20 protein-coding genes are annotated in these 20,753 nt (G+C 70.6%); 10 read left to right on the forward strand and 10 right to left on the reverse strand.

All coding sequences use genetic code 11. The features are described 5' to 3' along the window. Nucleotides 1-65 precede the first annotated feature (65 nt). The gene (locus ACFYM0_RS18705; RefSeq protein WP_388502551.1) at nucleotides 66-1,250 is read right to left on the reverse strand and encodes an Ig-like domain-containing protein; all 1,185 of its coding nucleotides are present in this window, start codon (nucleotides 1,248-1,250) and stop codon (nucleotides 66-68) included. 239 nt (nucleotides 1,251-1,489) lie between these two features. Between ACFYM0_RS18705 and ACFYM0_RS18710 the strand changes: the two genes are divergently transcribed. From ACFYM0_RS18710 to ACFYM0_RS18720, 3 genes are all read left to right on the forward strand, one after another. After that, on the forward strand, nucleotides 1,490-2,317 hold the full coding sequence (locus ACFYM0_RS18710; protein ID WP_388502553.1) for a polysaccharide deacetylase family protein: 828 nt from the start codon (nucleotides 1,490-1,492) through the stop codon (nucleotides 2,315-2,317). 150 nt (nucleotides 2,318-2,467) lie between these two features. Next, on the forward strand, nucleotides 2,468-2,797 hold the full coding sequence (locus ACFYM0_RS18715; RefSeq protein WP_388502556.1) for a nuclear transport factor 2 family protein: 330 nt from the start codon (nucleotides 2,468-2,470) through the stop codon (nucleotides 2,795-2,797). Nucleotides 2,798-2,890: 93 nt separating this feature from the next. Then, nucleotides 2,891-3,517 (forward strand): hypothetical protein, encoded by a 627-nt coding sequence (locus ACFYM0_RS18720; RefSeq protein WP_388502558.1) that lies wholly within the window; start codon nucleotides 2,891-2,893, stop codon nucleotides 3,515-3,517. A 242-nt stretch (nucleotides 3,518-3,759) separates the two neighbouring features. On the opposite strand, the gene ACFYM0_RS18725 is transcribed toward ACFYM0_RS18720, so the two are convergent. The 4 genes from ACFYM0_RS18725 to mgrA form a co-directional block, all read right to left on the reverse strand. Beyond that, entirely contained in the window at nucleotides 3,760-5,073 is a 1,314-nt protein-coding gene (locus tag ACFYM0_RS18725; RefSeq protein WP_388502561.1) for an extracellular solute-binding protein, read from the reverse strand. 344 nt (nucleotides 5,074-5,417) lie between these two features. Continuing rightward, on the reverse strand, nucleotides 5,418-6,035 hold the full coding sequence (locus tag ACFYM0_RS18730; protein WP_327254713.1) for an SMI1/KNR4 family protein: 618 nt from the start codon (nucleotides 6,033-6,035) through the stop codon (nucleotides 5,418-5,420). Between the two features lie 61 nt (nucleotides 6,036-6,096). Next, nucleotides 6,097-6,552 (reverse strand): DUF192 domain-containing protein, encoded by a 456-nt coding sequence (locus ACFYM0_RS18735; RefSeq protein ID WP_388502565.1) that lies wholly within the window; start codon nucleotides 6,550-6,552, stop codon nucleotides 6,097-6,099. A 317-nt stretch (nucleotides 6,553-6,869) separates the two neighbouring features. Continuing rightward, complete coding sequence (gene mgrA / locus ACFYM0_RS18740) at nucleotides 6,870-7,907, reverse strand: L-glyceraldehyde 3-phosphate reductase (protein WP_388502567.1); 1,038 nt, start codon at nucleotides 7,905-7,907, stop codon at nucleotides 6,870-6,872. A 140-nt stretch (nucleotides 7,908-8,047) separates the two neighbouring features. Here mgrA and ACFYM0_RS18745 point away from each other — a divergent pair, with 140 nt between their 5' ends. From ACFYM0_RS18745 to ACFYM0_RS18770, 6 genes are all read left to right on the forward strand, one after another. After that, on the forward strand, nucleotides 8,048-8,821 hold the full coding sequence (locus ACFYM0_RS18745; RefSeq protein WP_327254716.1) for an isoprenyl transferase: 774 nt from the start codon (nucleotides 8,048-8,050) through the stop codon (nucleotides 8,819-8,821). 415 nt (nucleotides 8,822-9,236) lie between these two features. After that, on the forward strand, nucleotides 9,237-10,553 hold the full coding sequence (locus tag ACFYM0_RS18750) for a PhoH family protein (protein WP_327254717.1): 1,317 nt from the start codon (nucleotides 9,237-9,239) through the stop codon (nucleotides 10,551-10,553). Nucleotides 10,554-10,990: 437 nt separating this feature from the next. Then, entirely contained in the window at nucleotides 10,991-11,689 is a 699-nt protein-coding gene (locus ACFYM0_RS18755) for a transglycosylase SLT domain-containing protein (RefSeq protein WP_388502571.1), read from the forward strand. 147 nt (nucleotides 11,690-11,836) lie between these two features. Then, nucleotides 11,837-13,201: an AI-2E family transporter gene (locus ACFYM0_RS18760; protein ID WP_388502574.1), complete on the forward strand. Its 1,365-nt coding sequence runs from the start codon at nucleotides 11,837-11,839 to the stop codon at nucleotides 13,199-13,201. Next, nucleotides 13,185-13,955: a hypothetical protein gene (locus ACFYM0_RS18765; RefSeq protein WP_388502577.1), complete on the forward strand. Its 771-nt coding sequence runs from the start codon at nucleotides 13,185-13,187 to the stop codon at nucleotides 13,953-13,955. The genes ACFYM0_RS18760 and ACFYM0_RS18765 overlap by 17 nt, the downstream gene beginning before the upstream one ends. Before the next feature lie 42 nt (nucleotides 13,956-13,997). Further along, nucleotides 13,998-14,726: a hypothetical protein gene (locus tag ACFYM0_RS18770; RefSeq protein WP_388502580.1), complete on the forward strand. Its 729-nt coding sequence runs from the start codon at nucleotides 13,998-14,000 to the stop codon at nucleotides 14,724-14,726. A 61-nt stretch (nucleotides 14,727-14,787) separates the two neighbouring features. Here ACFYM0_RS18770 and ACFYM0_RS18775 read toward each other — a convergent pair whose 3' ends face one another. Beyond that, nucleotides 14,788-15,327: an alkyl hydroperoxide reductase gene (locus ACFYM0_RS18775; RefSeq protein WP_388502582.1), complete on the reverse strand. Its 540-nt coding sequence runs from the start codon at nucleotides 15,325-15,327 to the stop codon at nucleotides 14,788-14,790. A gap of 3 nt (nucleotides 15,328-15,330) precedes the next feature. Continuing rightward, nucleotides 15,331-15,885, reverse strand: coding sequence for a peroxiredoxin (locus tag ACFYM0_RS18780; protein ID WP_388502584.1), 555 nt, complete (start codon nucleotides 15,883-15,885; stop codon nucleotides 15,331-15,333). 135 nt (nucleotides 15,886-16,020) lie between these two features. Here ACFYM0_RS18780 and ACFYM0_RS18785 point away from each other — a divergent pair, with 135 nt between their 5' ends. Continuing rightward, nucleotides 16,021-16,968, forward strand: coding sequence for a hydrogen peroxide-inducible genes activator (locus ACFYM0_RS18785; protein ID WP_388502586.1), 948 nt, complete (start codon nucleotides 16,021-16,023; stop codon nucleotides 16,966-16,968). Between the two features lie 31 nt (nucleotides 16,969-16,999). On the opposite strand, the gene ACFYM0_RS18790 is transcribed toward ACFYM0_RS18785, so the two are convergent. From ACFYM0_RS18790 to ACFYM0_RS18800, 3 genes are read right to left on the reverse strand one after another with little or no spacing between them, the layout of a single operon-like run. Continuing rightward, nucleotides 17,000-19,387 carry an FtsX-like permease family protein gene (locus ACFYM0_RS18790; protein ID WP_388502588.1) on the reverse strand — a complete coding sequence of 796 codons (2,388 nt, stop codon included), beginning with the start codon at nucleotides 19,385-19,387 and terminating at the stop codon, nucleotides 17,000-17,002. After that, entirely contained in the window at nucleotides 19,384-20,070 is a 687-nt protein-coding gene (locus ACFYM0_RS18795; RefSeq protein ID WP_388502591.1) for an ABC transporter ATP-binding protein, read from the reverse strand. Before ACFYM0_RS18795 ends, ACFYM0_RS18790 begins: the two co-directional genes overlap by 4 nt. After that, on the reverse strand, nucleotides 20,067-20,591 hold the full coding sequence (locus tag ACFYM0_RS18800) for a PadR family transcriptional regulator (protein ID WP_327254726.1): 525 nt from the start codon (nucleotides 20,589-20,591) through the stop codon (nucleotides 20,067-20,069). Before ACFYM0_RS18800 ends, ACFYM0_RS18795 begins: the two co-directional genes overlap by 4 nt. Nucleotides 20,592-20,753: the final 162 nt, after the last annotated feature.

Raw genomic sequence — 20,753 nt, forward strand, 5'->3', positions numbered from 1 at the left:
GGTGGATCTGCGGATCCTTCGGGCCGGGCCCCCGTCGTACCCCGGGCGGGGCTGGATCGGTCGGACTACTTCAGGGCCGAGTGCTTCCGCCATTGGTCCCAGGGCAGGTTCCACTCGCCGAAGCCGTTGCCGGCGGCCACCGTTTCCTTGCCTCCCGTGACGTCGAAGACGTCGCCGATCTGTGCCTGGGCGTAGAACCACGTGGCGTCCGCCGCCTTCATGCCGATGCAGCCGTGGCTCCTGTTCGCCGAGCCGATGTAGCTCTCCGCCCATTCCGCCTGGTGCGCGAACGTGCCCGAGACCGTCATGCGCATCGATTTGTCGACCCACTGGTCGTAACCGGTCAGGCCGACCGAAGCGGCCGTCATCTTGATCTTTCCTTCCTTGGCCATGAGGGGCATCCTTCCGCTCCACGTCGGCGTCTTCGCCGGGTCGCCCGCCGTGATCGGTATGGACTTCACCACCCGGCCGTCGCGCTCCAGCGTCAGCTTGTGGGCGGGGACGTCGACCTTGGCCAGCTGGCTCCTGCCGATGGTGGCGGAGGTCGAGTACGACTTCGTCAGGTAGCGTCCGGATCCCGTGTCCACCCCCGACAGGGGGGCTTCCAGGGTCACCCGGGTGCCCGGCTTCCAGTACTCCTTCGGGCGCCAGTCCACGCGGTCCTTGCCGGTGAGGGTCTCCGTCAGCCAGCCCCACGAGCCCTCGGTGTCGTTGTTCGTGGTCACCTTCAGCCGCCGCTCGATCTCGGCCTTGTTCTTCACTTTGTGGTCGAAGGTGAGGGAGAGCGGCTGGCCCACGCCGACCGTCGTCCCGCCCGCGGGCAGCACGGTCACCGTTTCCGTCTGCTCCTTGGCGGGCTTGAGGGTGTGGAAGGCCGACTCGGACGCCGTCTCCTTGCCGTCCGCCGAGGCGGCCGTCGCCCGCACCTTGTACTCGGTGTCCACCGCCAGGCCGTCCTCCGGAGTGAACGCCCCGTCCTCGAGCGTGCCCCCGACCGGTTGCCCGTCGGGTCCGGTCACGGTCAGCGCCGTCAGTGTGCCGTTGTTCACCCGCGCCGTCAGCGGCCCGCCCGGCTTGACGTCCTTCGCCCCGTCAGGCGGTACGAGACTCAGCTCGGCGGCCGGCCGCGAGGCCTCCGCGGCGTTCCCGCCCCCGTCGCCCCCGCACGCCGTCACCGACAGGGCGAGCAGGGTGAGCAGGGCGAGCAGCGCGTGCGGGGCGAAGGAGGGGGTGATTGCTGCCTTGCGCATGGGTAGGTGAACCTCCGGCTAGAGCCCGGGTCTTGGCACCGGGATGTCCGGTATGAGGCCGGTCCGTTCGTCCTCGGTTTCAGTCGGGACGGAATTCGGGACGATCAAGGACCAAAGTCCTCCAACCCGGAATTTATGGGCCATTCGGCTGGAACCCCGCATCCCCGACCGACGTCCTGACCAGTGCGAGGTCACACGGCGGACGTGGATATGGGGAGTTGAGACAGCACATGGGGTTCATGACGCACACGCAGATGCGGGGTACGAAGGCACGGATCGCCGTCGCCGGAGCGGTGGCGGCGGTGGCCGCGACCGCGTGGGGGGTGACGGCGCTCGCCGGCCCGGGCCACGACACCAACCTCCGACACGTATCCCGGCAGACCGACGACTCCGCGAAAGGCGGCGGCGACGCCGAGCCGCAGGCGCCCGGGAAGCCGGGCGGGCAGGTCCCGGACGGCATAGCCCACGCGTCGGAGAGCGGCGGCGACGCGGTCAACATCACCATCGACGACGGACCCGACCCCAAGTGGACCCCGAAGGTGCTGGAGGTACTGAAGAAGTACGACGTGAAGGCGGTCTTCTGCATGATCGGACCGCAGGCCAAGGAACACCCCGACCTGGTCAAGAAGGTCGTCGCCGGCGGCCACCGGCTCTGCGACCACACGATGGACCACAACACGGGGATGGACAAGAAGCCCCTGGCCTACCAGCAGCAGCAGATCCTCGACGCGAAGAAGCAGATCGAGGACGCCGCGGGCGGCGGGGCCAAGGTGGAGTACTACCGGGCCCCCGGCGGCGCGTTCACCCCCGAGAGCAGGGCCCTGGCCGCCGCCAACGGCATGCGCCCGCTCGGCTGGAACGTCGACACCAAGGACTTCAGCAAGCCCGGCGTGGCCACGATCGTCGCCGCCGTCAAGGCCGAGATCGGCAACGGCCCGACCATCCTGTTCCACGACGGCGGCGGCGACCGCGCCCAGAGCGTCGAAGCCCTCGACCAGGTCCTGGCCTGGCTGAAGGAGCAGGGCCGGCCCACCGGCTTCCCCGTGGTCACCGGCCCCAGCGCCTGAGCCGCAGCGGCCGCCTGACACGCCGTCCGGTGGCGAACGGGTGAGGGTCGACGCCCCGGCGCCGCCCGCGGTGTTCCCTGGTCGCGCACGCAAGCCCGTACCGGCGCGGCCCCGCGCCCGTACGTCCGTACGCCCGACCAGGAGGTCTCCGTGGCCATCGCCCCCGGGAAGCTGTCCGACCCCGTCGTGGGCGCCCTCGTCAGCGCGGTCAACGCGCACGACAAGGACGCCTTCCTCGCGCTCCTGACCGCGGACGCGACCATGTCCGACGACGGTACGGAGCGCGACCTCCACGCGTGGATCGACCGGGAGATCTTCGACGCCGGCGGCCACATGGACGTCCAGTCCGAGTCCGACGGCGGCCGCACCCTGACCATCGGCTACCGCAACGACACCTGGGGCGAGATGCGCACCTCCTGGAGGTTCGTCATCGCCCCCGGCGGAGGCCGCATCAGCCGCTTCGAGACCGGCCAGGCGTAGTCGGAACGTCCACCGGCCCCCGGCCGGATCCCGTACGGGTGAAAGGGTGCCCGGCGTCGTTCCGGCCCGCCGGAGGGTCCCGTTGGTCCGGGCATGAACCGCACCCGCACCGCCGCCCTCGTCCTCGCCGCCGCCGCGGCCCTCGCTCCGGCCCTCTCGGGCGGTGCGGCCACCGCCGCGGGCAGCGCGGACTACCTCCAGGACCCGAGCGGAGGGGAGGGGAAGATGAAGTCGATGTGGACCAAGGACGACATGCACAAGGTGGAGGCGCAGTTCCGCTTCCACCCCGGCATCCAGTACAAGACCATCACCCGCCCCGGCCCCAAGGGCGCCGAGGAGTACGAGCGCAAGATCGGCGATCCCGCCACGCTGGCCTGGGAGCCGGGGTACGAGTTCGCGTGGTCGGTGTCCGACTCGCAGGGGGTCAAGAAGCTGCTCACGACGAAGGACGGCAAGCAGGTGTTCGTCCTGCGCGCCGTCCTGCGCAACGCCCGGCGCGCCGAGGTGGCGCAGGTGCGCCGGGATCTCAAGGACCGGCCCGCGACGGGCCGTACGAAGGTCCCCGGCGGCAAGCGCATCACGTGCGACACCGGGAAGTACACGGTGGAGTGGTCGGTGACCCGCACCGGCTACGGCACCCTCACCGGGTCCCTGTCGTGGGACTCCAGCTGCGAGCAGTACCGCACGGCCTTCACCCCGAAGAACCAGGGCGCGAGCTAGCCGAGCCGGATCGCATCGCCCCGCGTCCCCGGAGGGGACGGGCGGAGGGGGTGAGGTGGGTGAGGTGGGAGAGGTGGGCCGGCCGCCCCGCGCGCCTTGTGGGCGCTCGCGGGCGACTGGGCCTCGGCCTTGGATCAAGGCCGTACCAGCCATGATGCCGCACGGGGTGGGGTGCGGCAGGGGGCGAAGGTCCCTTTCGGAAGGGGCGTTCGGGGGTATCTGCGCGTCGGTCCGGCCGCGCGTCAGCGGGCCTTCTTGGCCTCCTTGGCCTTGGAGGCGATCTCCTCCAGGACGGCCTTGGGGTCGCCGCCGGGGTCCACGGCGCGGCCGATGTTCCGCTTGATGGTGTCACTGATGACCACCCAGGACGGGTCGTCGACCGGGTAGAGCTGCGCACCGCGCAGGGCGTTCAGGAACTGCTGGTCGTTCTTGTCCATGCCCGAGGTTCCGGCCATCGTGCGGGAAGCCGAGACGGTGGACGGCAGCAGGTGGTAGCGGCCGGCGAAGTCCGACAGGTTCTTGTCCCGGTAGACGAACTCCAGGAACGTGCCGATCTCGTCGCGGTGACCGTTCTGCTTGAAGGCCATCATCCAGTCGGCCACGCCCACGTTCGGCGGGACCTCCCCGGTGTTCAGCATGTCCGAGGCGGGCATCGCGACGGCACCGACCGTGATCCCCTTGTTGCGCGCCTCGTGGGCGAGCTGGGGGTAGCCGTTCAGCATGCCGACCTCGCCGCGCGTGAACGCGGCGAAGGCGTCGGCGCGGTTGAGCTTGGACGGCGGAACGGGGCCGAGCAGCCCGGGGGCGACCAGGTTGTTCTTGATCCACGTGAAGGTAGTGATGTTCTGGTCCGAGGCCAGGCTGTAGTTGCCGCTGCTGTCGGCGTAGCCACCGCCGTTGCTGAGCTCCCAGATCATCGCCTCGGCGTGCGCCTCCTCCGGGCCCAGGGGCATGGCGAACGGGGTCTTCACGCCCTTGGCCTTGAGCGCCGTGGCGGCCGCCTTCAGGTCCGACCAGGTCTTGGGCTGCCAGCCGTTCTTGGAGCCCTTCGGGATGATCCCGGCCTCGGTGAACAGCTCCTCGTTGTAGAAGAGGAGGCGGCTGCTCGCCACGAAGGGCAGGCCGTAGAGGGTGTTGCCGACGGAGCCGGCGTCGGAGAGGGGCTGGAGGAAGTTCGCCTCGGCGGCGACCGAGAGGAGTTCGGGCGCGGAATAGAGCTTGCCCTGCGCCGCGAAGTCCGAGTAGCCGCCCATGAGAGCCATGTCCGGGGCGTTGCCGGCCTTGACCATGCGGGAGACTTCACGGTCGATGTCGGCCCACGGCAGGATCTGGACCTGGACCTTGATGTCGGGGTGCGAGGCGGTGAAATCAGCCGTCACCTTGTCCCAGAAAGCCTTGGAACTGCTGTTGGCCGAGGCGTCGCCGTATTCGGCGGCGACGAGGCGGAGGGTGCCGCTGTCATCAGCGCTTCCACCGGAGCTGCCACAGCCGGCCAGCGGTATCAGCAGACCGAGCACGACCGTGGTGGCGGCCGTGCCGAAGATTCTTCGTCGCACGGGTGTATTCCCCTGATTTTCTTTTGAGTCCCGTTATTACTTATGAGTTACTCCGGGCTGTGCTGTCCCTCAGTGGCCCGTTGGCCGGAATTCTCTCCTGAGGGAGGGTGGTTGGTTCCATTGGGTCGGCACTTGTGGTCAATGCTCCAAGTGCGGCATTTCAGAATGGTGTTTTCCGATATGTGATCAACAATTCGGACGCGCGTAGACATGCCGAAACGCCCGTTTCCGGCCACGGAGCGCGGCGGAACGGGTGGGAGGGGGGGAGGGAGAGAGGGGAGGGGAGGGGAGGGGAGGGGAGGGGAGGGGCCGTGGCGGGGGAGAGGCGGGGGAGGGGCGGGAACTCAGTCCGCGAAGTCGCCCGCGTACGGATCGGGCTCGCCCGTCTCGGGGTTGCGCCCCTCCTGCCAGCGGCGCTGGGCCTTGCGCCAGTGCACGAAGCTGAGGTGGCCGCCGTCCCAGAAGGTGATGCTGACCGGGCTCACGTCGAACTCGTCGGAGCACAGCAGGTAGAGGAACTCGGCCATGCCGTACGGATACACCGCGAAGGAGTCGGCGGTGTGCCGGCCGACCACCAGAACGGGCCAGCGGTCGGGGTCGGGGTCGGTCGTCAGCCAGCACAGGATGTCGGAGCCGCCGGTGACGCCCCAGGCGAGGATCGACTCCGGGTCCACGTCGAAGGCGGCCCGGCCGCCCTCCGCCTCCCAGACCTGACGGGCGTTGGCCGTCTCCTCCGCCATCTGCGCCGGATCCCACTGGAGTCCGGGCTTGGGCAGCGGAAGCAGCACGCTGGCCTCGCCGTTGATCGAGCCCGCGCCGAAGCGGCCCATGAAGGCGATGAAATCGGCGGGGAAACGGCTGCCCCAGACGGCCTCGGCCGCCTGCCAGTCGATGTCCTCGTCGGCTCCGTGGGTCGCCGGCATGATCTGCTCCAGCGCTTTGACGCGCGCGTTCTCGGTCATGCCGCTCCCCTGCCACACCCCAGCTCAACCGCCCCAACCTACCGCCGGTGCGGGGCCGCGCCTAGCGCGTGGTGAGACGGACCCGGAGCGGGGAGCCCACGCGCAGGCCCCAGGCGGCCATGGCACCGGCCTCGGCCTCCAGGACGTGGCGGGCGCGCAGCCGGGGGAGACCCAGCCGGCCGGGCGCCATGGTGGTCAGCGCGATGACGGTGAGCCGGCTGTCGAGGTGGGCCACGTCGATGGCGAAGCGCATCCGGAAGGTGTGCACGCTCGAGGCCGGGGTCAGGAGCATCGCCCCCTCGATCCCGTCCCGCCCGAGCAGACCGCGCGTGCGGGCCCGATAGGAGGCGGCCACCTCCACGGGCACCTCGAGGGGCACCTCCAGCGGCTCCGGGTGCCCCGCACGTTCCGGGTGTCCCGCGGGCATTCCCGGTGCCGCGCCCCGGTCGACGTGGGCCGCGCCCCGGTCGACGTAGAGCGTGGCCCCGCCGTCGCGCCACCGTTCCCTCTTCCCCATGCGGGCCACCCTAGGCCGCCGCCACCGCCCCCGATACGGGCTTCGGCGTCAAGGCGGCGCACCCGAGGGGGTCCCCCCGGGGAGGGACCCCCGCAGGTTGGTCCGTACGGGCTCCGGCCGGGCCCCGCAAGGGCTGTGGGGCCGTTTCGGTTCTGCGGAGTGCTCCCGGCCGGCTCCGGAGCGTAATCGTGGCGCGGTGATGCGCGCAGCAGGCTTTACGAAGGGTTATGGTGGAACCCCCCCCTCGGGCCGGTCCGTATCCCCCCCACGGACCGGCCCGTTTTTTGTCTCCGGGCAGCGCCCGGCAAAGGCGCAGGTCAGCCCCGCTGGGCCCAGATGTTGGCGCCGGGGGTGGACACGGCGAAGGAGTCGATCTCCTTCAACTCCTGCTCCGACAGCGGTGCGCCGGACAGGGAAGCCACGTTTTCCTCGAGCTGCTTCACGCTCGATGCGCCGATCAGCGCCGAGGTCATCCGCTCGTCCCGCAGCACCCAGTTCAGCGCGAGCTGGGCCAGCGTCTGTCCGCGCCGCGCCGCGATCTCGTTCAGCCCGTTCAGCCGGCGCACGACCTCGTCCGACAGCAGGTCCGGGTTGAGGGACTTGCCCTGGGTGGCCCGAGAGCCTTCAGGGATGCCCTTGAGGTACTTCCCGGTCAGCAGCCCCTGCGCGAGCGGCACGAAGGAGATGCAGCCCATGCCGGCCTCCTCCAGGGTGTCCAGCAGGCCGTCGTCCTCCGTCCAGCGGTTGATCATGGAGTACGAGGGCTGGTGGATGAGGGGACGGATCCCCATCTCCTTCAGCAGCCGGGCCGCTTCGGCCGTCTGCTCCGCGGTGTACGAGGACACGCCCACGTAGAGCGCCTTGCCCTGCTGGACCGCGGACGCCAGCGCGCCCATGGTCTCCTCCAGCGGGGTGTCCGGGTCGAAGCGGTGCGAGTAGAAGATGTCGACGTAGTCGACGCCCATCCGCTTCAGCGACGCGTCCAGCGACCCGAGCAGGTACTTTCGGCTGCCCCACTCGCCGTACGGCCCCTCGTGCATGAGGTAGCCGGCCTTCGTGGACAGGACGAGCTCCTCGCGGTGGGACGCGAAGTCCTGCGCGAAGATCTTGCCGAAGTTCAGCTCGGCCGAGCCGGGGGGCGGGCCGTAGTTGTTCGCCAGGTCGAAGTGGGTGACGCCGAGGTCGAAGGCCCGGCGCAGGATCGCCCGCTGGGACCCCAGGGACGCGTCGTCGCCGAAGTTGTGCCAGAGGCCGAGGGAGATCGCGGGGAGCTTGAGGCCGCTGCGGCCGGTGCGCCGGTACTCCATGGAGTCGTAGCGCGAGGGCTCTGCCCGATAGAGATTGTTTTCAGTCACGTTGTCCTCCCTATCACGGACTTGTGACAGGACCGAGTTGGGTGCCGGATCCCTCTCCGCAGTAATGTGGCGGTCTGTGGCGGACTTGGGGGGACCACCGCATTCCGCACGGGGGTATCGCTCGGAGGGGCTGGAAGATCGTGAAGCTGCGCGACCTGGTACGCCGTCCTGTGTACAGGCTCTACGCACGCCGGGTGGAAGGCCGCATCGATCATGACGAGACGCCCAAGCACATCGGCGTGATCCTGGACGGGAACCGGCGCTGGGCGAAGGCGTCCGGGGGCACGACGGTGCAGGGCCACCAGGCCGGCGCCGACAAGATCTCCGAGATGCTGGGCTGGTGCACCGAGACGGACGTCGAGGTCGTCACCCTGTGGATGCTCTCCACGGACAACCTGGACCGTCCCGAGGTCGAGCTCCGCCCGCTGCTCAACATCATCGAGAACACCGTCCGGGGCCTCGCCGCCGACGGCCGCTGGCGCGTCCACCACGTCGGCAACCTCGACATCCTGCCCGCCGGGACCCAGAGCGTCCTGAAGGAGGCCATGGAGGCCACCCGCGACGTCGACGGGATACTCGTCAACGTCGCGGTCGGCTACGGCGGCCGCCAGGAGATCGCCGACGCGGTCCGCTCGCTCCTGCTGGAGCACGCCTCGAAGGGCACCTCCTTCGAGGAGCTCGCCGAGATCCTCGACATCGAGCACATCGCGGAGCACCTCTACACGCGCGGCCAGCCCGACCCGGACCTGGTGATCCGCACCAGCGGAGAGCAGCGGCTGTCCGGATTCATGCTGTGGCAGAGCGCGCACTCCGAGTACTACTTCTGCGAAGTCTTCTGGCCGGCTTTCCGCAAGGTCGACTTCCTGCGCGCCCTGCGCGACTACGCCGCCCGTCACCGGCGCTACGGCAGCTGATCCGCCCGGCAGGGCACCCGTACGGCACCTGACCTGCGGGTCTCTGACGCCCCCTCGGCACCTCACGGCGCGCCCGGACCCCTCCGTGGCGCGCCGCACCCGTGTTCCCGTACGTCCTGCGCGTCCCCCGGAGCCCTCCGCGCGAGGCCTTCACCAGGGATTCACCGAGCGTCCGTCATATGCCATGGCATGGCTGGACCCATTCGGGGAATATCCCTTGCAGGTCGACGCCCGATCCACGGGTGTCGAGTCTCAGCGGACGGCATGGGGTCGTCCGCCCGGGAGGCCCTTTGCACCAGGACGCACGTGCGGTTCGCACGGACGGAGTGGAGGGCCGGAAGTCGGCCCGCGCAGGGGTGCCGATGACCGGTCCGGTCTTCATGGCCCGACCTCTTCCGAGGGGGTACGTCCTTCCGTGGTGACCAGCACAAAGAGCCGCCTGCCCGACAGGCGGACCTACGTCCTCGACACCAGCGTCCTGCTGGCAGACCCCAACGCGATCACCCGCTTCGACGAGCACGAGGTAGTGCTCCCGATCGTCGTGATCACCGAGCTGGAGGCAAAGAGGCACCATCCCGAACTCGGCTACTTCGCCCGCCAGGCCCTGCGCCTGCTCGACGACTTCCGGGTTCGCTACGGACGCCTCGACGCACCCATCCCGCTGGGCGATCTGGGCGGCACCCTGCGCGTCGAGCTCAACCACTCCGATCAGAGCGTCCTGCCCGCCGGTTTCAGGCTGGGGGACAACGATTCGCGGATCCTCGCGGTCGCGCGCAACCTCCAGGCCGAGGGCTACGACGTCACGGTCGTCTCGAAGGATCTGCCCCTGCGCATCAAGGCCTCCTCCGTGGGGCTGATCGCCGAGGAGTACCGCGCGGAGCTCGCGATCACCGATGCCGGCTGGACCGGCATGAGCGAGCTGGCACTCTCCGGTGAGCAGGTGGACCTCCTCTTCTCCGAGGAGCGGCTCTACGTGCCGGAGGCCGCGGAACTTCCCGTGCACACCGGGCTGGTCCTCCAGTCCGAGCGCGGCAAGGCGCTCGGCCGGGTCACGGCCGACGGCAACGTGAAGCTCGTACGGGGCGACCGCGAGGCCTTCGGGCTGCACGGCCGCAGCGCCGAGCAGCGGATCGCGCTCGACCTCCTGCTCGACCCCGAGATCGGGATCATCTCGATGGGCGGCCGGGCCGGCACCGGAAAGTCGGCGCTGGCGCTGTGCGCGGGGCTGGAGGCCGTGCTGGAGCGGAGGCAGCACCAGAAGGTGATGGTCTTCCGGCCGCTGTACGCGGTCGGCGGCCAGGACCTCGGCTACCTCCCCGGGGACGCCTCCGAGAAGATGAGCCCCTGGGCCCAGGCGGTGTTCGACACGCTCTCGGCGGTCGCCGGGCGTGCGGTCATCGAGGAGGTGCTGAACCGCGGGATGCTGGAGGTCCTGCCGCTCACGCACATCCGCGGCCGCTCGCTCCACGACGCGTTCGTCATCGTGGACGAGGCGCAGTCCCTGGAGCGCAATGTCCTGCTGACCGTTCTGTCCCGTATCGGGGCCAATTCGCGGGTGGTTCTCACCCACGACGTGGCCCAGCGGGACAACCTGCGGGTCGGCCGGTACGACGGAGTCGTCGCCGTGGTCGAGAAACTGAAGGGGCATCCGCTCTTCGCGCACGTCACGCTGACCCGTTCGGAGCGCTCCCCGATCGCCGCGCTGGTCACCGAGATGCTGGAGAACCTGTAGGGCCGCCCGGCCGACCCGCACGGGTCGCAAAGCAGGTAAAACACCCATAGCGGGAAGGTGAGTTGGCGCCGCCCGGCAAAGGCCAGAGAGCCTAGCCGGGCGGCGCCTTCACGCACAGGGGTTTGTCGAAACCAGTGGCGACACGGCAGGTGTGACCTTTCCCACGCAACGGAGAATTGCCCTGCGGCGTCGAGGTCCGGCAGAGTCTGTTTTCCGTCAGGCCCCGCATACGGCACACCTGTATCTCCCGTGAGATACGCGCAGTACCGCTAACTCCACAATCGATCGCCGTATGCCGCCCGGAGCATCACGCGGCACTCCCGCAAGGGAGTTGCCCACGGGCCCGCGCCTCCAGTGACCGAACCACCACGGAGGCCAGTGTCGAGGGCACTATTGCGCCCGCGCGGTCACTGCGGGCGCTGCTGGAAGGAAACCGTGTGAGCCGGATCTCGGTTCGGGGATTCGCTGTGGCTTCGGCCACGGCCGTCACCACCGTCGGCGCCGTCGTGGGTGTTGCCACCGGCGACCCCGTCGCGAACGATCTCGAGACGACCGCGTCCGGGGTGACCCTCCTCACGGACATCCCGCTCGGCGAGCAGGCGCAGGTCCAGAACGCGTCCCTGACGCAGCAGGCCGACTCCATCGCCCACGCCGCCGACACCGACGCCAAGCGCTCGGTGGAGGAAGCGGCCCGCATCCAGGCCGCCCAGGACGCCAAGGCGAAGAAGGCCGAGGCGCAGAAGGCCGCTGACGACAAGGCGAAGAAGGAGCGTGAGGAGAAGGAGCAGGCCGCCAGCCGTTCCAACCCCCGCGACGGATCCTCCTTCGCACCCCAGGCCACCTACACGGTCGCCCAGGTCAAGGCGATCGCCAAGCAGATGGTCCCGGCGGGGCAGTTCCAGTGCTTCTCCAACATCATCAACCGGGAATCCACCTGGAACTACCGTGCCGTGAACGCGTCCTCGGGCGCCTACGGCCTCGTCCAGGCCCTGCCCGGTTCGAAGATGGCCTCGGCGGGCGCCGACTGGCGCACCAACCCCGCCACCCAGATCGAGTGGGGTCTGAACTACATGAACTCCCGCTACGGCAGCCCGTGCGGCGCGTGGAGCTTCCACCAGGCCAACCACTGGTACTAGGCACACCCGGACACACCGGTACGAGAGCGCGCCCGCGCGCCTCAACCTCGAAGAGCCCCGCATCGTCCTACGGTGCGGGGCTCCTCGCGTGTACGGTCTTTCGAGGTGTGCCCCGGCACGCGGTCCAGGGCGGGGGAAGGGAACGAGATGGCGAAGACAGGCTGGCTCGGCCGGCTCGGCAAGAGGCTGAGCCACGTGGAGGCCCGGCTCGCGGAACGGCGCGCCGAGGTCGAAGCCGAGACCTCCGACTCCGCGCCGCCCCCCCAGGCCCAGGCGGCCTCCGCGGCGCCCGCCTCCCCGCCCCCCGCGGCCCCGGGCGCCGAACACGCGGGCTACACCGCCCCCGTGCGCCCCGACCCCGTGTCCGTCATCCCGTGGGGGGTGCGCGTCGCCGCCGAGGCGAGCTGGCGGCTGCTGCTGCTCGCCGGGATGCTCTGGGTCCTGATGCGGGTGATCAGCGAAGTCCGCCTGGTCGTCCTCGCCTTCGCCGCCGCCCTCCTGGTCACCGCGCTGCTCCAGCCCTTCGTGGTCCGGCTGCGCCGGCTCGGCATGCCCCGCGGGCTGGCCACGGCCGTCACCGCGATCCTCGGGTTCGTGGTCATCGGGCTGGTCGGCTGGTTCGTGGTCTGGCAGGTCATGGACAACCTCGACCAGCTCTCCGACCGGCTGCGCGAAGGCATCAACGACCTCAAACTCGCCGCGCTGGACAGTCCGTTCCACGTGACCGAGAAGCAGATCAACGAGATCGCCAAGAACCTCAGCGAGACCATCGGCACCAACACCGAGCAGATCACCTCCGCCGGCCTGCAAGGCGTCACGGTCCTCGTCGAAGTACTGACGGGCATGCTGCTCGCGATGTTCTCCACGCTCTTCCTGCTCTACGACGGCAAGCGCATCTGGACCTGGACCACGAGCCTGCTCCCGGCCGCCGCCCGCCCCGGCGTCGCCGGCGCCGGTCCGCGCGCCTGGCGCACCCTGACCGCGTACGTGCGCGGCACGGTCCTGGTGGCCCTCATCGACGCCGTGTTCATCGGCCTCGGCCTGTACTTCCTCGACGTGACGATGGCCGTGCCGCTCGCCGTCTTCATCTTCCTCTTCGCCTTCATCCCGCTCGTCGGCGCGGTGATCTCCGGCGCCCTCGCCGTGGTCGTGGCCCTGGTGACCCAGGGTCCGTTCACCGCGGCGATGGTGCTGCTGGTGGTCCTGGCCGTGCAGCAGATCGAGGGCCACGTGCTCCAGCCCTTCATCCTGGGCCGGGCGGTACGGGTCCACCCGCTCGCGGTGGTGCTCTCGGTGGCGGCCGGCGGCCTGGTCGCCGGCATCGGCGGAGCGGTGGTCGCCGTTCCCCTGGTCGCCGTCACCAACACGGTGGTCGGGTACCTGCGGGCCTACTCCCGCGAACAGCTCCATCACGGGCTCTCCCCGGTCGGCCCCGGGCCGCACGGTGCGACGGCCCTGGGTCAGACGGCAGCCGAGGCGGAGGAGACACGTACGGGTGATAACGGAGCCTGAATTTGACGGCGGCTCGTACCGCATACCGGGGCCGGACGTCCTGGAGGAGCCGGAGGGCCCGCAGGGGCCGGAGCACTACGAGGGGTCCCCGCCTCCCGGCCGGCGCCCCTGGCGGTGGGCCCTCGGAGGGGCCCTGATCGCCTCCACGCTGTGGGCGGGCGCCTGGTGGTCCGTGACCCCGCAGGACGACCGCCCGCCGCTGCGCTACGCGCTGCCCCAGAGCCTGTGCGACGAGGCGAAGCTGCCCACGCTGGCCCGGCTGGCCGAGGTGATCCAGTGGAATTCCACCCCGAAGCTGTTCGAGCACCCGGGAGTGGACCAGGCGTACTGCCGGCTGAGCACCAACACGGACCCCTCGGAGAAGCCCGGGTTCCGGCTCTCGTACGAGGCCCAGGCCTCGATGACCCTGCACAAACGGACCGACCCGGCCCCGGAGTTCGGCGCGGATCCCGCGCCCGCGGGCTATGCCGGCATGAACCGCGCGGAGCCGCGCTCGGTGCCGGGGCTCGGGGAACGGGCGCTGATCTGGGAGATGGAGTACGAGCAGTCGTGGCGGCTCGCCGTTCTCGACGGGGGTGCGGTGTTCACCGTGGACGTGTCGGTGTGGGCGTTCGGCCCGGACACGGTCGACGGTGACGGGAATCCGATCTCCGGTTCCGGGCCTCCGCAAGATCCGCCGAAGCCCGATTCCGACGCGGTCCAGGCTGCGATGATCGACGACATGCACGGCCTGATGAAGGCGCTGCGCAGGTAGGCGCGATTGCCGCGGGGGCGCGGGGGGACGGGGGACACGGGGATGATCGGCGAGCCGGAGATCGACGGGGGCTGGGAGACGGCGAGCGGGGCGGACGGCACCGCGGAGGCCCTCCCGGGCGGGCGCGAGCTCGAGCGGGAACACGTACGGGGCACGCGCGGGCCATGGCTGTGGGCGCTGGCCGGGGTGGTGGCGTCCTCGGCGGTGTGGGCGGGCGCGCTGGCCGTGCAGGAAAGTTTCCTCCCGGACGTACCGCGCCTCGGCTACCGGCACTCCCCGGACCTGTGCAAGGAGTTCGACCTCAAGACGGTCAGCCAGGCGGCCGGCCGGGAGTTCGAGGGGCGCCAGAGCGGCGCGGGCATGTTCCTCGCGCAGGACTGGTCGTACTGCACGGTCTCCACGCAGTACGAGGACGGGGCCATGATGTACGGGGCCGAGCTGCTGGTCGAGCTGCACAAGAAGGGCGACCCCGCGCCGGAGTTCGCCACCGGCCCCGGGACGGATCCGGCGACCCGGATGGACACCGACGAGCGGGAGGAAGTGCCCGGCCTCGGCGACCGGGCGGTGCTCGACCGGCAGTACGCGCGCGACGGAACGCGGCTCATGGTGCTGGACGGAGGGGCGGTCTTCACCCTCACCGTGCAGTGGTTCCACGTGCGCGAGGCCGCGGCCGTCGACGGGAACGTCCCCGCCGGCACCATCGACGAGAACGCGATGCACGCGGCGATGATCGAGGACATGCGGACACTGATGACGAAGCTGAAGCGCTAGCGCGCGCGAAGGGCCCCGCGACCGGAGTCGCGGGGCCCTTCGCGGCGCGTACGGCGGGGTGTCACTCCCCGGCGAGGGCGGCTTCCGCGTCGAGGGTGACGGCGACGGCCTGGATCACCGAGGCGATCTTGAAGGCCTCCTGGACCGTCTCGCGGTCCACGCCGGCCTTGCGCAGGACCTGCTCGTGCGAGTCCAGGCACTGGCCGCAGCCGTTGATCGCGGAGACGGCGAGCGACCACAGCTCGAAGTCGACCTTCTCCACACCCGGGTTGCCGATGACGTTCATCCGCAGGCCCGCGCGCAGGTTGCCGTACTCCGGGTCGGAGAGCAGGTGGCGGGTGCGGTAGAAGACGTTGTTCATCGCCATGACCGCGGCGGCAGACTTGGCGGCGGTGTACGCCTCCGGCGACAGGGCCGCCTTGGCCTCCGGCTCCAGCTCACGCAGGACGCGCGGGGACCGCGCGGCGATGGCGCAGGACAGGACCGTGCCCCACAGCTGCTGCTGCGTGAGGGCGTCCTGATTGCCGATGACCGAACCGAGGTTCAGCTTCAGGTCCTTGGCGAAGTCCGGCAGGGCGGACTTGAGGGAGTCGAGGGACATCGCTCACGCACCGGCCAGCAGCGCGCCGGCGTCGAGGGTGCCCTCGCCCTTGGTCCAGTTGCAGGGGCACAGCTCGTCGGTCTGCAGGGCGTCGAGCACCCGCAGGACCTCCTTGGGGTTCCGGCCGACGGAACCGGCGGTCACCATGGAGAACTGGATCTCGTTGTTCGGGTCCACGATGAAGACGGCACGCATCGGGAGACCGTCCGAGCCGAGGATGCCCAGGTCGGCGCAGAGCTCGCGCTTGATGTCGGACATCATCGGGAAGGGCAGGTCACGCAGGTCGGCGTGGTCCTTGCGCCAGGCGTGGTGCACGTACTCGGAGTCGAGCGAGAAGCCGAGGATCTGGGCGTCACGATCGGCGAACTCGTCGTTGAGCTTGCCGAAGGCGGCGATCTCCGTGGGGCACACGAAGGTGAAGTCGAGCGGCCAGGAAAACATGATCTTCCACTTGCCCTCGTAGGTCTTGTGGTCGATCTGCGCGAACTCGGCTCCGGCGTCGAGCGAGACACAAGCGGTCAGGTCGTAGGTGGGGAACTGGTCGCCGACAGTGAGCACGCGCTCTCCTTGCGGATAGGAAAGTGACCCTTTTGGGGGCTTTCCGAGGGGGTTGGACGTATCTCACATGCTGACACAGCCGCATTGATTGCGGAAATAGCTACCCTGATGAGCTCTGATCGGAGGTGCCTATCAATGGCCGTGGGTAACAGGGGAACGAAACAGCCGACGCTCGCCCAGTTGCGGGCCTTCGCCGCCGTGTCCGAGCAACTGCACTTCCGGGACGCGGCCGCCGCGATCGGGATGAGCCAGCCCGCGCTCTCCGGGGCCGTGTCCGCGCTGGAGGAGGCGCTCGGGGTCCGGCTGCTGGAGCGGACCACGCGCAAGGTGCTGCTCACGCCCGCCGGGGAACGCATCGCGGGCCGGGCGCGGGCCGTGCTCGACGCGATGGGCGGGCTGCTGGAGGAGGCCGAAGCGGTACGGGCCCCCTTCACCGGGGCGCTGCGGTTCGGGGTGATCCCCACCGTGGCCCCGTACCTGCTGCCGACCGTGCTCGGACTCTTCCACCGGCGCTACCCCCGGCTCGACCTCCAGGTACACGAGGAGCAGACGGCCTCCCTGCTGGAGGGGCTGGCCGGGGGGCGGCTCGACCTGCTGCTGCTCGCGGTACCGCTCGGGGTGCCCGGAGTCACCGAACTGCCCCTCTTCGACGAGGACTTCGTCCTGCTCGCGCCGCGCGATCACCCGCTCGCCGGCCGCAAGGACATCCCGCGCGAGGAACTGCGCGGGCTGCGGCTGCTTCTTCTCGACGAAGGACACTGTCTGCGCGACCAGGCCCTCGACATCTGCCGCGACGCGGGACGCGCCACCGGGGCGGACGTCACCACGACCGCCGCCGGGCTGTCCACCCTCGTCCAGCTGGTCGCGGGGGGCCTCGGGGTCACGCTGCTGCCGCGCACCGCGCTGCGCCTGGAGACCGCCCGCAACGAGCACCTGGCCACGGGGTACTTCGCCGAACCGGCGCCCTCGCGGCGCATCGCGCTGGCCATGCGGACGGGAACGGCCCGCGAGGAGGAGTTCCGCGCCGTCGCCGACGCGCTGCGCGAAGCCGTACGCCCGCTCCCCGTCTGGCTGACGGACTGAGGAGCGGGTGCAGGGCGGTCGCGAACGGGGGCTACTCGGTGCGCAGCCCGTCCGGGCGCATCAGGCGCAGCAGCGGCGGCAGGCTGAGCAGGGTCACCAGGACGGCCACGCCCCCGCCGATGCCGATCATCGACAGGATCGAGGTCCAGTCGATCCGGAGGGTGACGGCGGCCATCTGCATCAGCACGACGCCGAGGGCGACTCCGACCACCGTGGCCAGGGCCAGGCCCAGGCCGATCGGCAGGGCGGTCTGCCAGAACACCGACATGCTCAGCGTGGAGCGCTTCGTGCCGAAGGCGACCAGCGCCGACAGCAGCTTCTTGCGCTCGCGCAGCTGCTCCAGCTGGGAGACCAGCAGGCTGGCGCCGATCAGCATCAGGACGCAGGCCGAGCCGACGAAGAGGCCCGTGCGGATGGAGGAGTACCGGCTCGCGGTCTCGATGGCCTGCATGGTCATGGCGACGGCCAGCGGATCGGCCTTGAAGGCCGCCGTGCGAGCCAGCTCCAGGGCATCGGGCTGCTTCGGGTCCAGCTTCACGTACACCTGCGAGGTGTGGAAGTCGCCGAGCGCCTTGGGGGCCGCAGCCGGGGTGACGAGCAGGCCGCTGCGCAGCGTGCCGTTCGGGTCCTTGCGGGCCGCTGCGGTCTTCGCGCCGGCGGGCACCGTCCAGGCGGTGGGCGGGGCGCCCTCACTGCCGTAGACGTTTCCCGCGAACAGCTTCTCGCCCGGCCGGGCGGTGTCGCCGTCCATGCCGCCGGAGTCGGCGCCGCCGGTGAGGACGAAGGTGTCGCCGTCCTTGCAGGAGGGCAGGGTGCCCACTTCCCTGAGGGCGGCGCAGGTGCCGATCGTCAGGGAGATCGACTTGTCCTCGTAGGACATGCCCGGGGTCCGCGCGGCCTGGGTCGAGGTCAGGGCGACGGCCTGGGTGACGCCCTCGGTCCCGGCCAGCTGCCGGCCGACGGCCTCCACGCCCTCGGAGGAGCGCATGAGGATGGAGAGCGAGGCCCGGGTCGGGTCCTGGCCGGTCTCGCGGGTGTACGAGGCCTCGGTGCCGGCGAAGAGCATCTGCAGGGCGATGGCTCCGGCGACCGCCACCGCGATGCCGTTGACCAGCCGGGCGGCGCTGCCGCTGGTGAGCTGGAGCCGGCGGGAGGCGAGCTGCCAGGAGACCGGGCCCGCGCCGCCGATGCGGCCGACGACCCGTTCCAGCACCCAGGGGAGCAGGACGGTGATGCCGGCGAGGAGCAGGACCACGCCGCCGGAGACCTGCCACTGGTTGAACTGTCCGCCGTCGTTGCCGCGGCCCATCATCGGGGCCAGCAGGCCGATTCCGGCGAACGGGAGCAGCAGCCGCCACCAGACGCGGCGCTTGCGCGGGGTCGTCGTACGGACCACGCCGAGCGGCTCGATGACCACGCCGCGCAGGGCGAACAAGGTCACGGCGACGGCCGCGCCGGGTACCGCGATCGCGACGAGCGCGGCCAGCCAGGGGGTCGGGTTGAGGTCGGCGGCGAAGACGCTGCGCTGGTGGAGGTCCATGGCCGGGGCGAGCTGCCGGGCGGCCAGGAAGAAGCCGGTGCCCAGCACCAGGCCGATGAGCGAGCCGGCCATGGCCTCGCCCGCGGCGATCCGGCGGACCATCCGGCCGTCGGCGCCCACCAGGCGCAGCGCCGCGAGCCGGCGGTCGCGCCGGTCGCCGCCGAAGCGCACCGCGGCGGCGATGAACACGCCGACGGGCATCAGCAGGGCGACGAACGTCAGCACCACGAGGAGGGTGAGGACGGGGTCCAGCGCCTCCTTCTGGACGGCGATCTCGAAGGCGGTGACCCGCTTGACGTAACTGGGCGCGGTCTTGTGGAGTTCGGCGAGCTTGTCGCTGCCCGCGTAGAAGTAGAGGTCGCCGGGGCCCACCAGGCCCGCGTCGCCGATGGTCGCGACGATCTTCCCGTCGAGGCGGTCGCGCAGCAGCTCGCCCTCGCCGGTCTTCATCAGCTTGTCGAGGGCGGGGGAGACGGCCAGTTCGCCGGGGCCGGGGAACTTCTTCAGGCCGGGCGGCAGCGGGGCGTCCGGCCCCTCGGGCTGGACGAGCCGCCCGTCGACCCCGAAACCGCGGTACGACTGGTCCGCGTCCACGATCAGCAGGGTGTCGCGGCCGGCCTCCCGGATTTGAGGTGCGCCGGACGTCTGGCGCGCGTCGCCGCGCGCGTCGCGTGCGGCCATGGCGGCGGGAATCGCGCTGGTGACGAGCAGCAGGGCGACGCCGAGGCCGACGCCCACGCCGGTGAGGAGGGTACGGGTCCAGCCTTCGCGGCCGCCGCCGAAGGCGAAGCGGGTGCCCAGTGCGAGGTCGCGGAGCCAGACGGCGAGCGCACCCTGCTCGCCCGGGCCGCTCTGCTTCCCGTGGGTGCCGTGACTCATATCGCGCGCTCCATGTCGCGGGACTTGCCGTCGCGCACGACGATCTCGCGGTCGGAGTACGCGGCCACGCGGGTCTCGTGCGTGACGAGGACGACGGCGGCGTTCGTGGACCGGGCGGCCTCGGTGAGCAGCTGCATGACGAGCTCGCCGTTGAGGGAGTCGAGGGCGCCGGTGGGCTCGTCGGCGAAGATCAGACGGGGGCCGGTGACGAGGGAGCGGGCGACGGCGACGCGCTGGCCCTGGCCGCCGGAGACCTCGCCGGGGCGCTTGCGGCCGAGGTCGTCGACCTGGAGCCGCTCCATCCATTCCAGCGCGGTGCGTTCGGCCTGCTTGCGCTTCACGCCGGTGAGACGGAGCGGCAGGGCGACGTTCTCGACGCAGGTCAGCTCGGGGACGAGCTGGCCGAACTGGAAGACGAAGCCGAACTCGCCGCGGCGCAGGGCGCTGCGCTCGCCGTCGCTCATGGCGGAGAGCTCGCGTCCGGCGTAGGTGATGGTGCCGGAGTCGGGTGTGACGATCCCGGCGAGGCAGTGCAGCAGGGTCGACTTGCCGGACCCGGAGGGGCCCATGATCGCGACGACCTCGCCCGCGTGGATGGAGAATTCGGCGCCGTCGAGGGCGTGGGTCGTGCCGTAGGTCTTGCGCAGGTCCGTGGCGCTGAGCAGCGTGCCGGCGGGGGTCATCGGCGTATCTCCTGGGCGAGCTGGTCGAGGCGGGCGGCGGTGAGTTCGAGCCACCGCAGGTCCGCTTCGAGGTGGAACAGGGCGTGGTCGCAGACCAGCTGGTCGGCGAGGTCCCCCTTGCGCTTGCGCTGGGTGAGGATGCGCATCAGGCGCAGGTGTTCGGCGCGCTGGGTGTCCAGCAGCTCCTGGGCGCTGCGGCCGGTGAGGAGGGCGAGGACGACCTTCGTGTAGAGGGTCGACTGCAGGTACGGCTCGGGCTTCTCGGGCTGGGCGAGCCAGCCTTCGACGTCGGTGATCCCGGCGTCGGTGATCGCGTACCGCTTGCGCTCGGGGCCGCCGCCGCTCTCCACTCCGTCGACCTCGACCAGACCGTTCTTCAGCAGCCGGGACATGGTCGAGTAGACCTGCCCGTAGGCCAGGGGCTTGTCGTGGCCGAATCTCTCGTCGAAGGTCCGCTTGAGGTCGTAACCGTGCCGGGGTCCGGCCTCCAGGAGGCCGAGGAGTGCGTGACTGATGGACATGCCGATGACTATACACGCGGTGTATACGCTCGATGTATACACGCGGTGCAGAGATGATCTTCGGACGGTTTGCGCCCATTCGTAGGGACCGGCGGGTGTACGGAGCGCGGTTCGGGACGGGGGCCCGGCGCGGCTGGCACGTTGTGGGCATCGGCCCCGCAC

The organism is Streptomyces sp. NPDC006487 (genome assembly GCF_042870555.1).
Taxonomy (GTDB): Bacteria; Actinomycetota; Actinomycetes; order Streptomycetales; family Streptomycetaceae; genus Streptomyces.

Coding starts and splice junctions, on each gene's coding strand:
- ACFYM0_RS18705 (WP_388502551.1), bottom strand. CDS start 1,250: ATGCGCAAGGCAGCAATCACCCCCTCCTTCGCCCCGCACGCGCTGCTC.
- ACFYM0_RS18770 (WP_388502580.1), top strand. CDS start 13,998: ATGATCGGCGAGCCGGAGATCGACGGGGGCTGGGAGACGGCGAGCGGG.
- ACFYM0_RS18720 (WP_388502558.1), top strand. CDS start 2,891: ATGAACCGCACCCGCACCGCCGCCCTCGTCCTCGCCGCCGCCGCGGCC.
- ACFYM0_RS18710 (WP_388502553.1), top strand. CDS start 1,490: ATGACGCACACGCAGATGCGGGGTACGAAGGCACGGATCGCCGTCGCC.
- ACFYM0_RS18730 (WP_327254713.1), bottom strand. CDS start 6,035: ATGACCGAGAACGCGCGCGTCAAAGCGCTGGAGCAGATCATGCCGGCG.
- ACFYM0_RS18775 (WP_388502582.1), bottom strand. CDS start 15,327: ATGTCCCTCGACTCCCTCAAGTCCGCCCTGCCGGACTTCGCCAAGGAC.
- ACFYM0_RS18790 (WP_388502588.1), bottom strand. CDS start 19,387: ATGAGTCACGGCACCCACGGGAAGCAGAGCGGCCCGGGCGAGCAGGGT.
- ACFYM0_RS18785 (WP_388502586.1), top strand. CDS start 16,021: ATGGCCGTGGGTAACAGGGGAACGAAACAGCCGACGCTCGCCCAGTTG.
- ACFYM0_RS18735 (WP_388502565.1), bottom strand. CDS start 6,552: ATGGGGAAGAGGGAACGGTGGCGCGACGGCGGGGCCACGCTCTACGTC.
- ACFYM0_RS18760 (WP_388502574.1), top strand. CDS start 11,837: ATGGCGAAGACAGGCTGGCTCGGCCGGCTCGGCAAGAGGCTGAGCCAC.
- ACFYM0_RS18795 (WP_388502591.1), bottom strand. CDS start 20,070: ATGACCCCCGCCGGCACGCTGCTCAGCGCCACGGACCTGCGCAAGACC.
- ACFYM0_RS18800 (WP_327254726.1), bottom strand. CDS start 20,591: ATGTCCATCAGTCACGCACTCCTCGGCCTCCTGGAGGCCGGACCCCGG.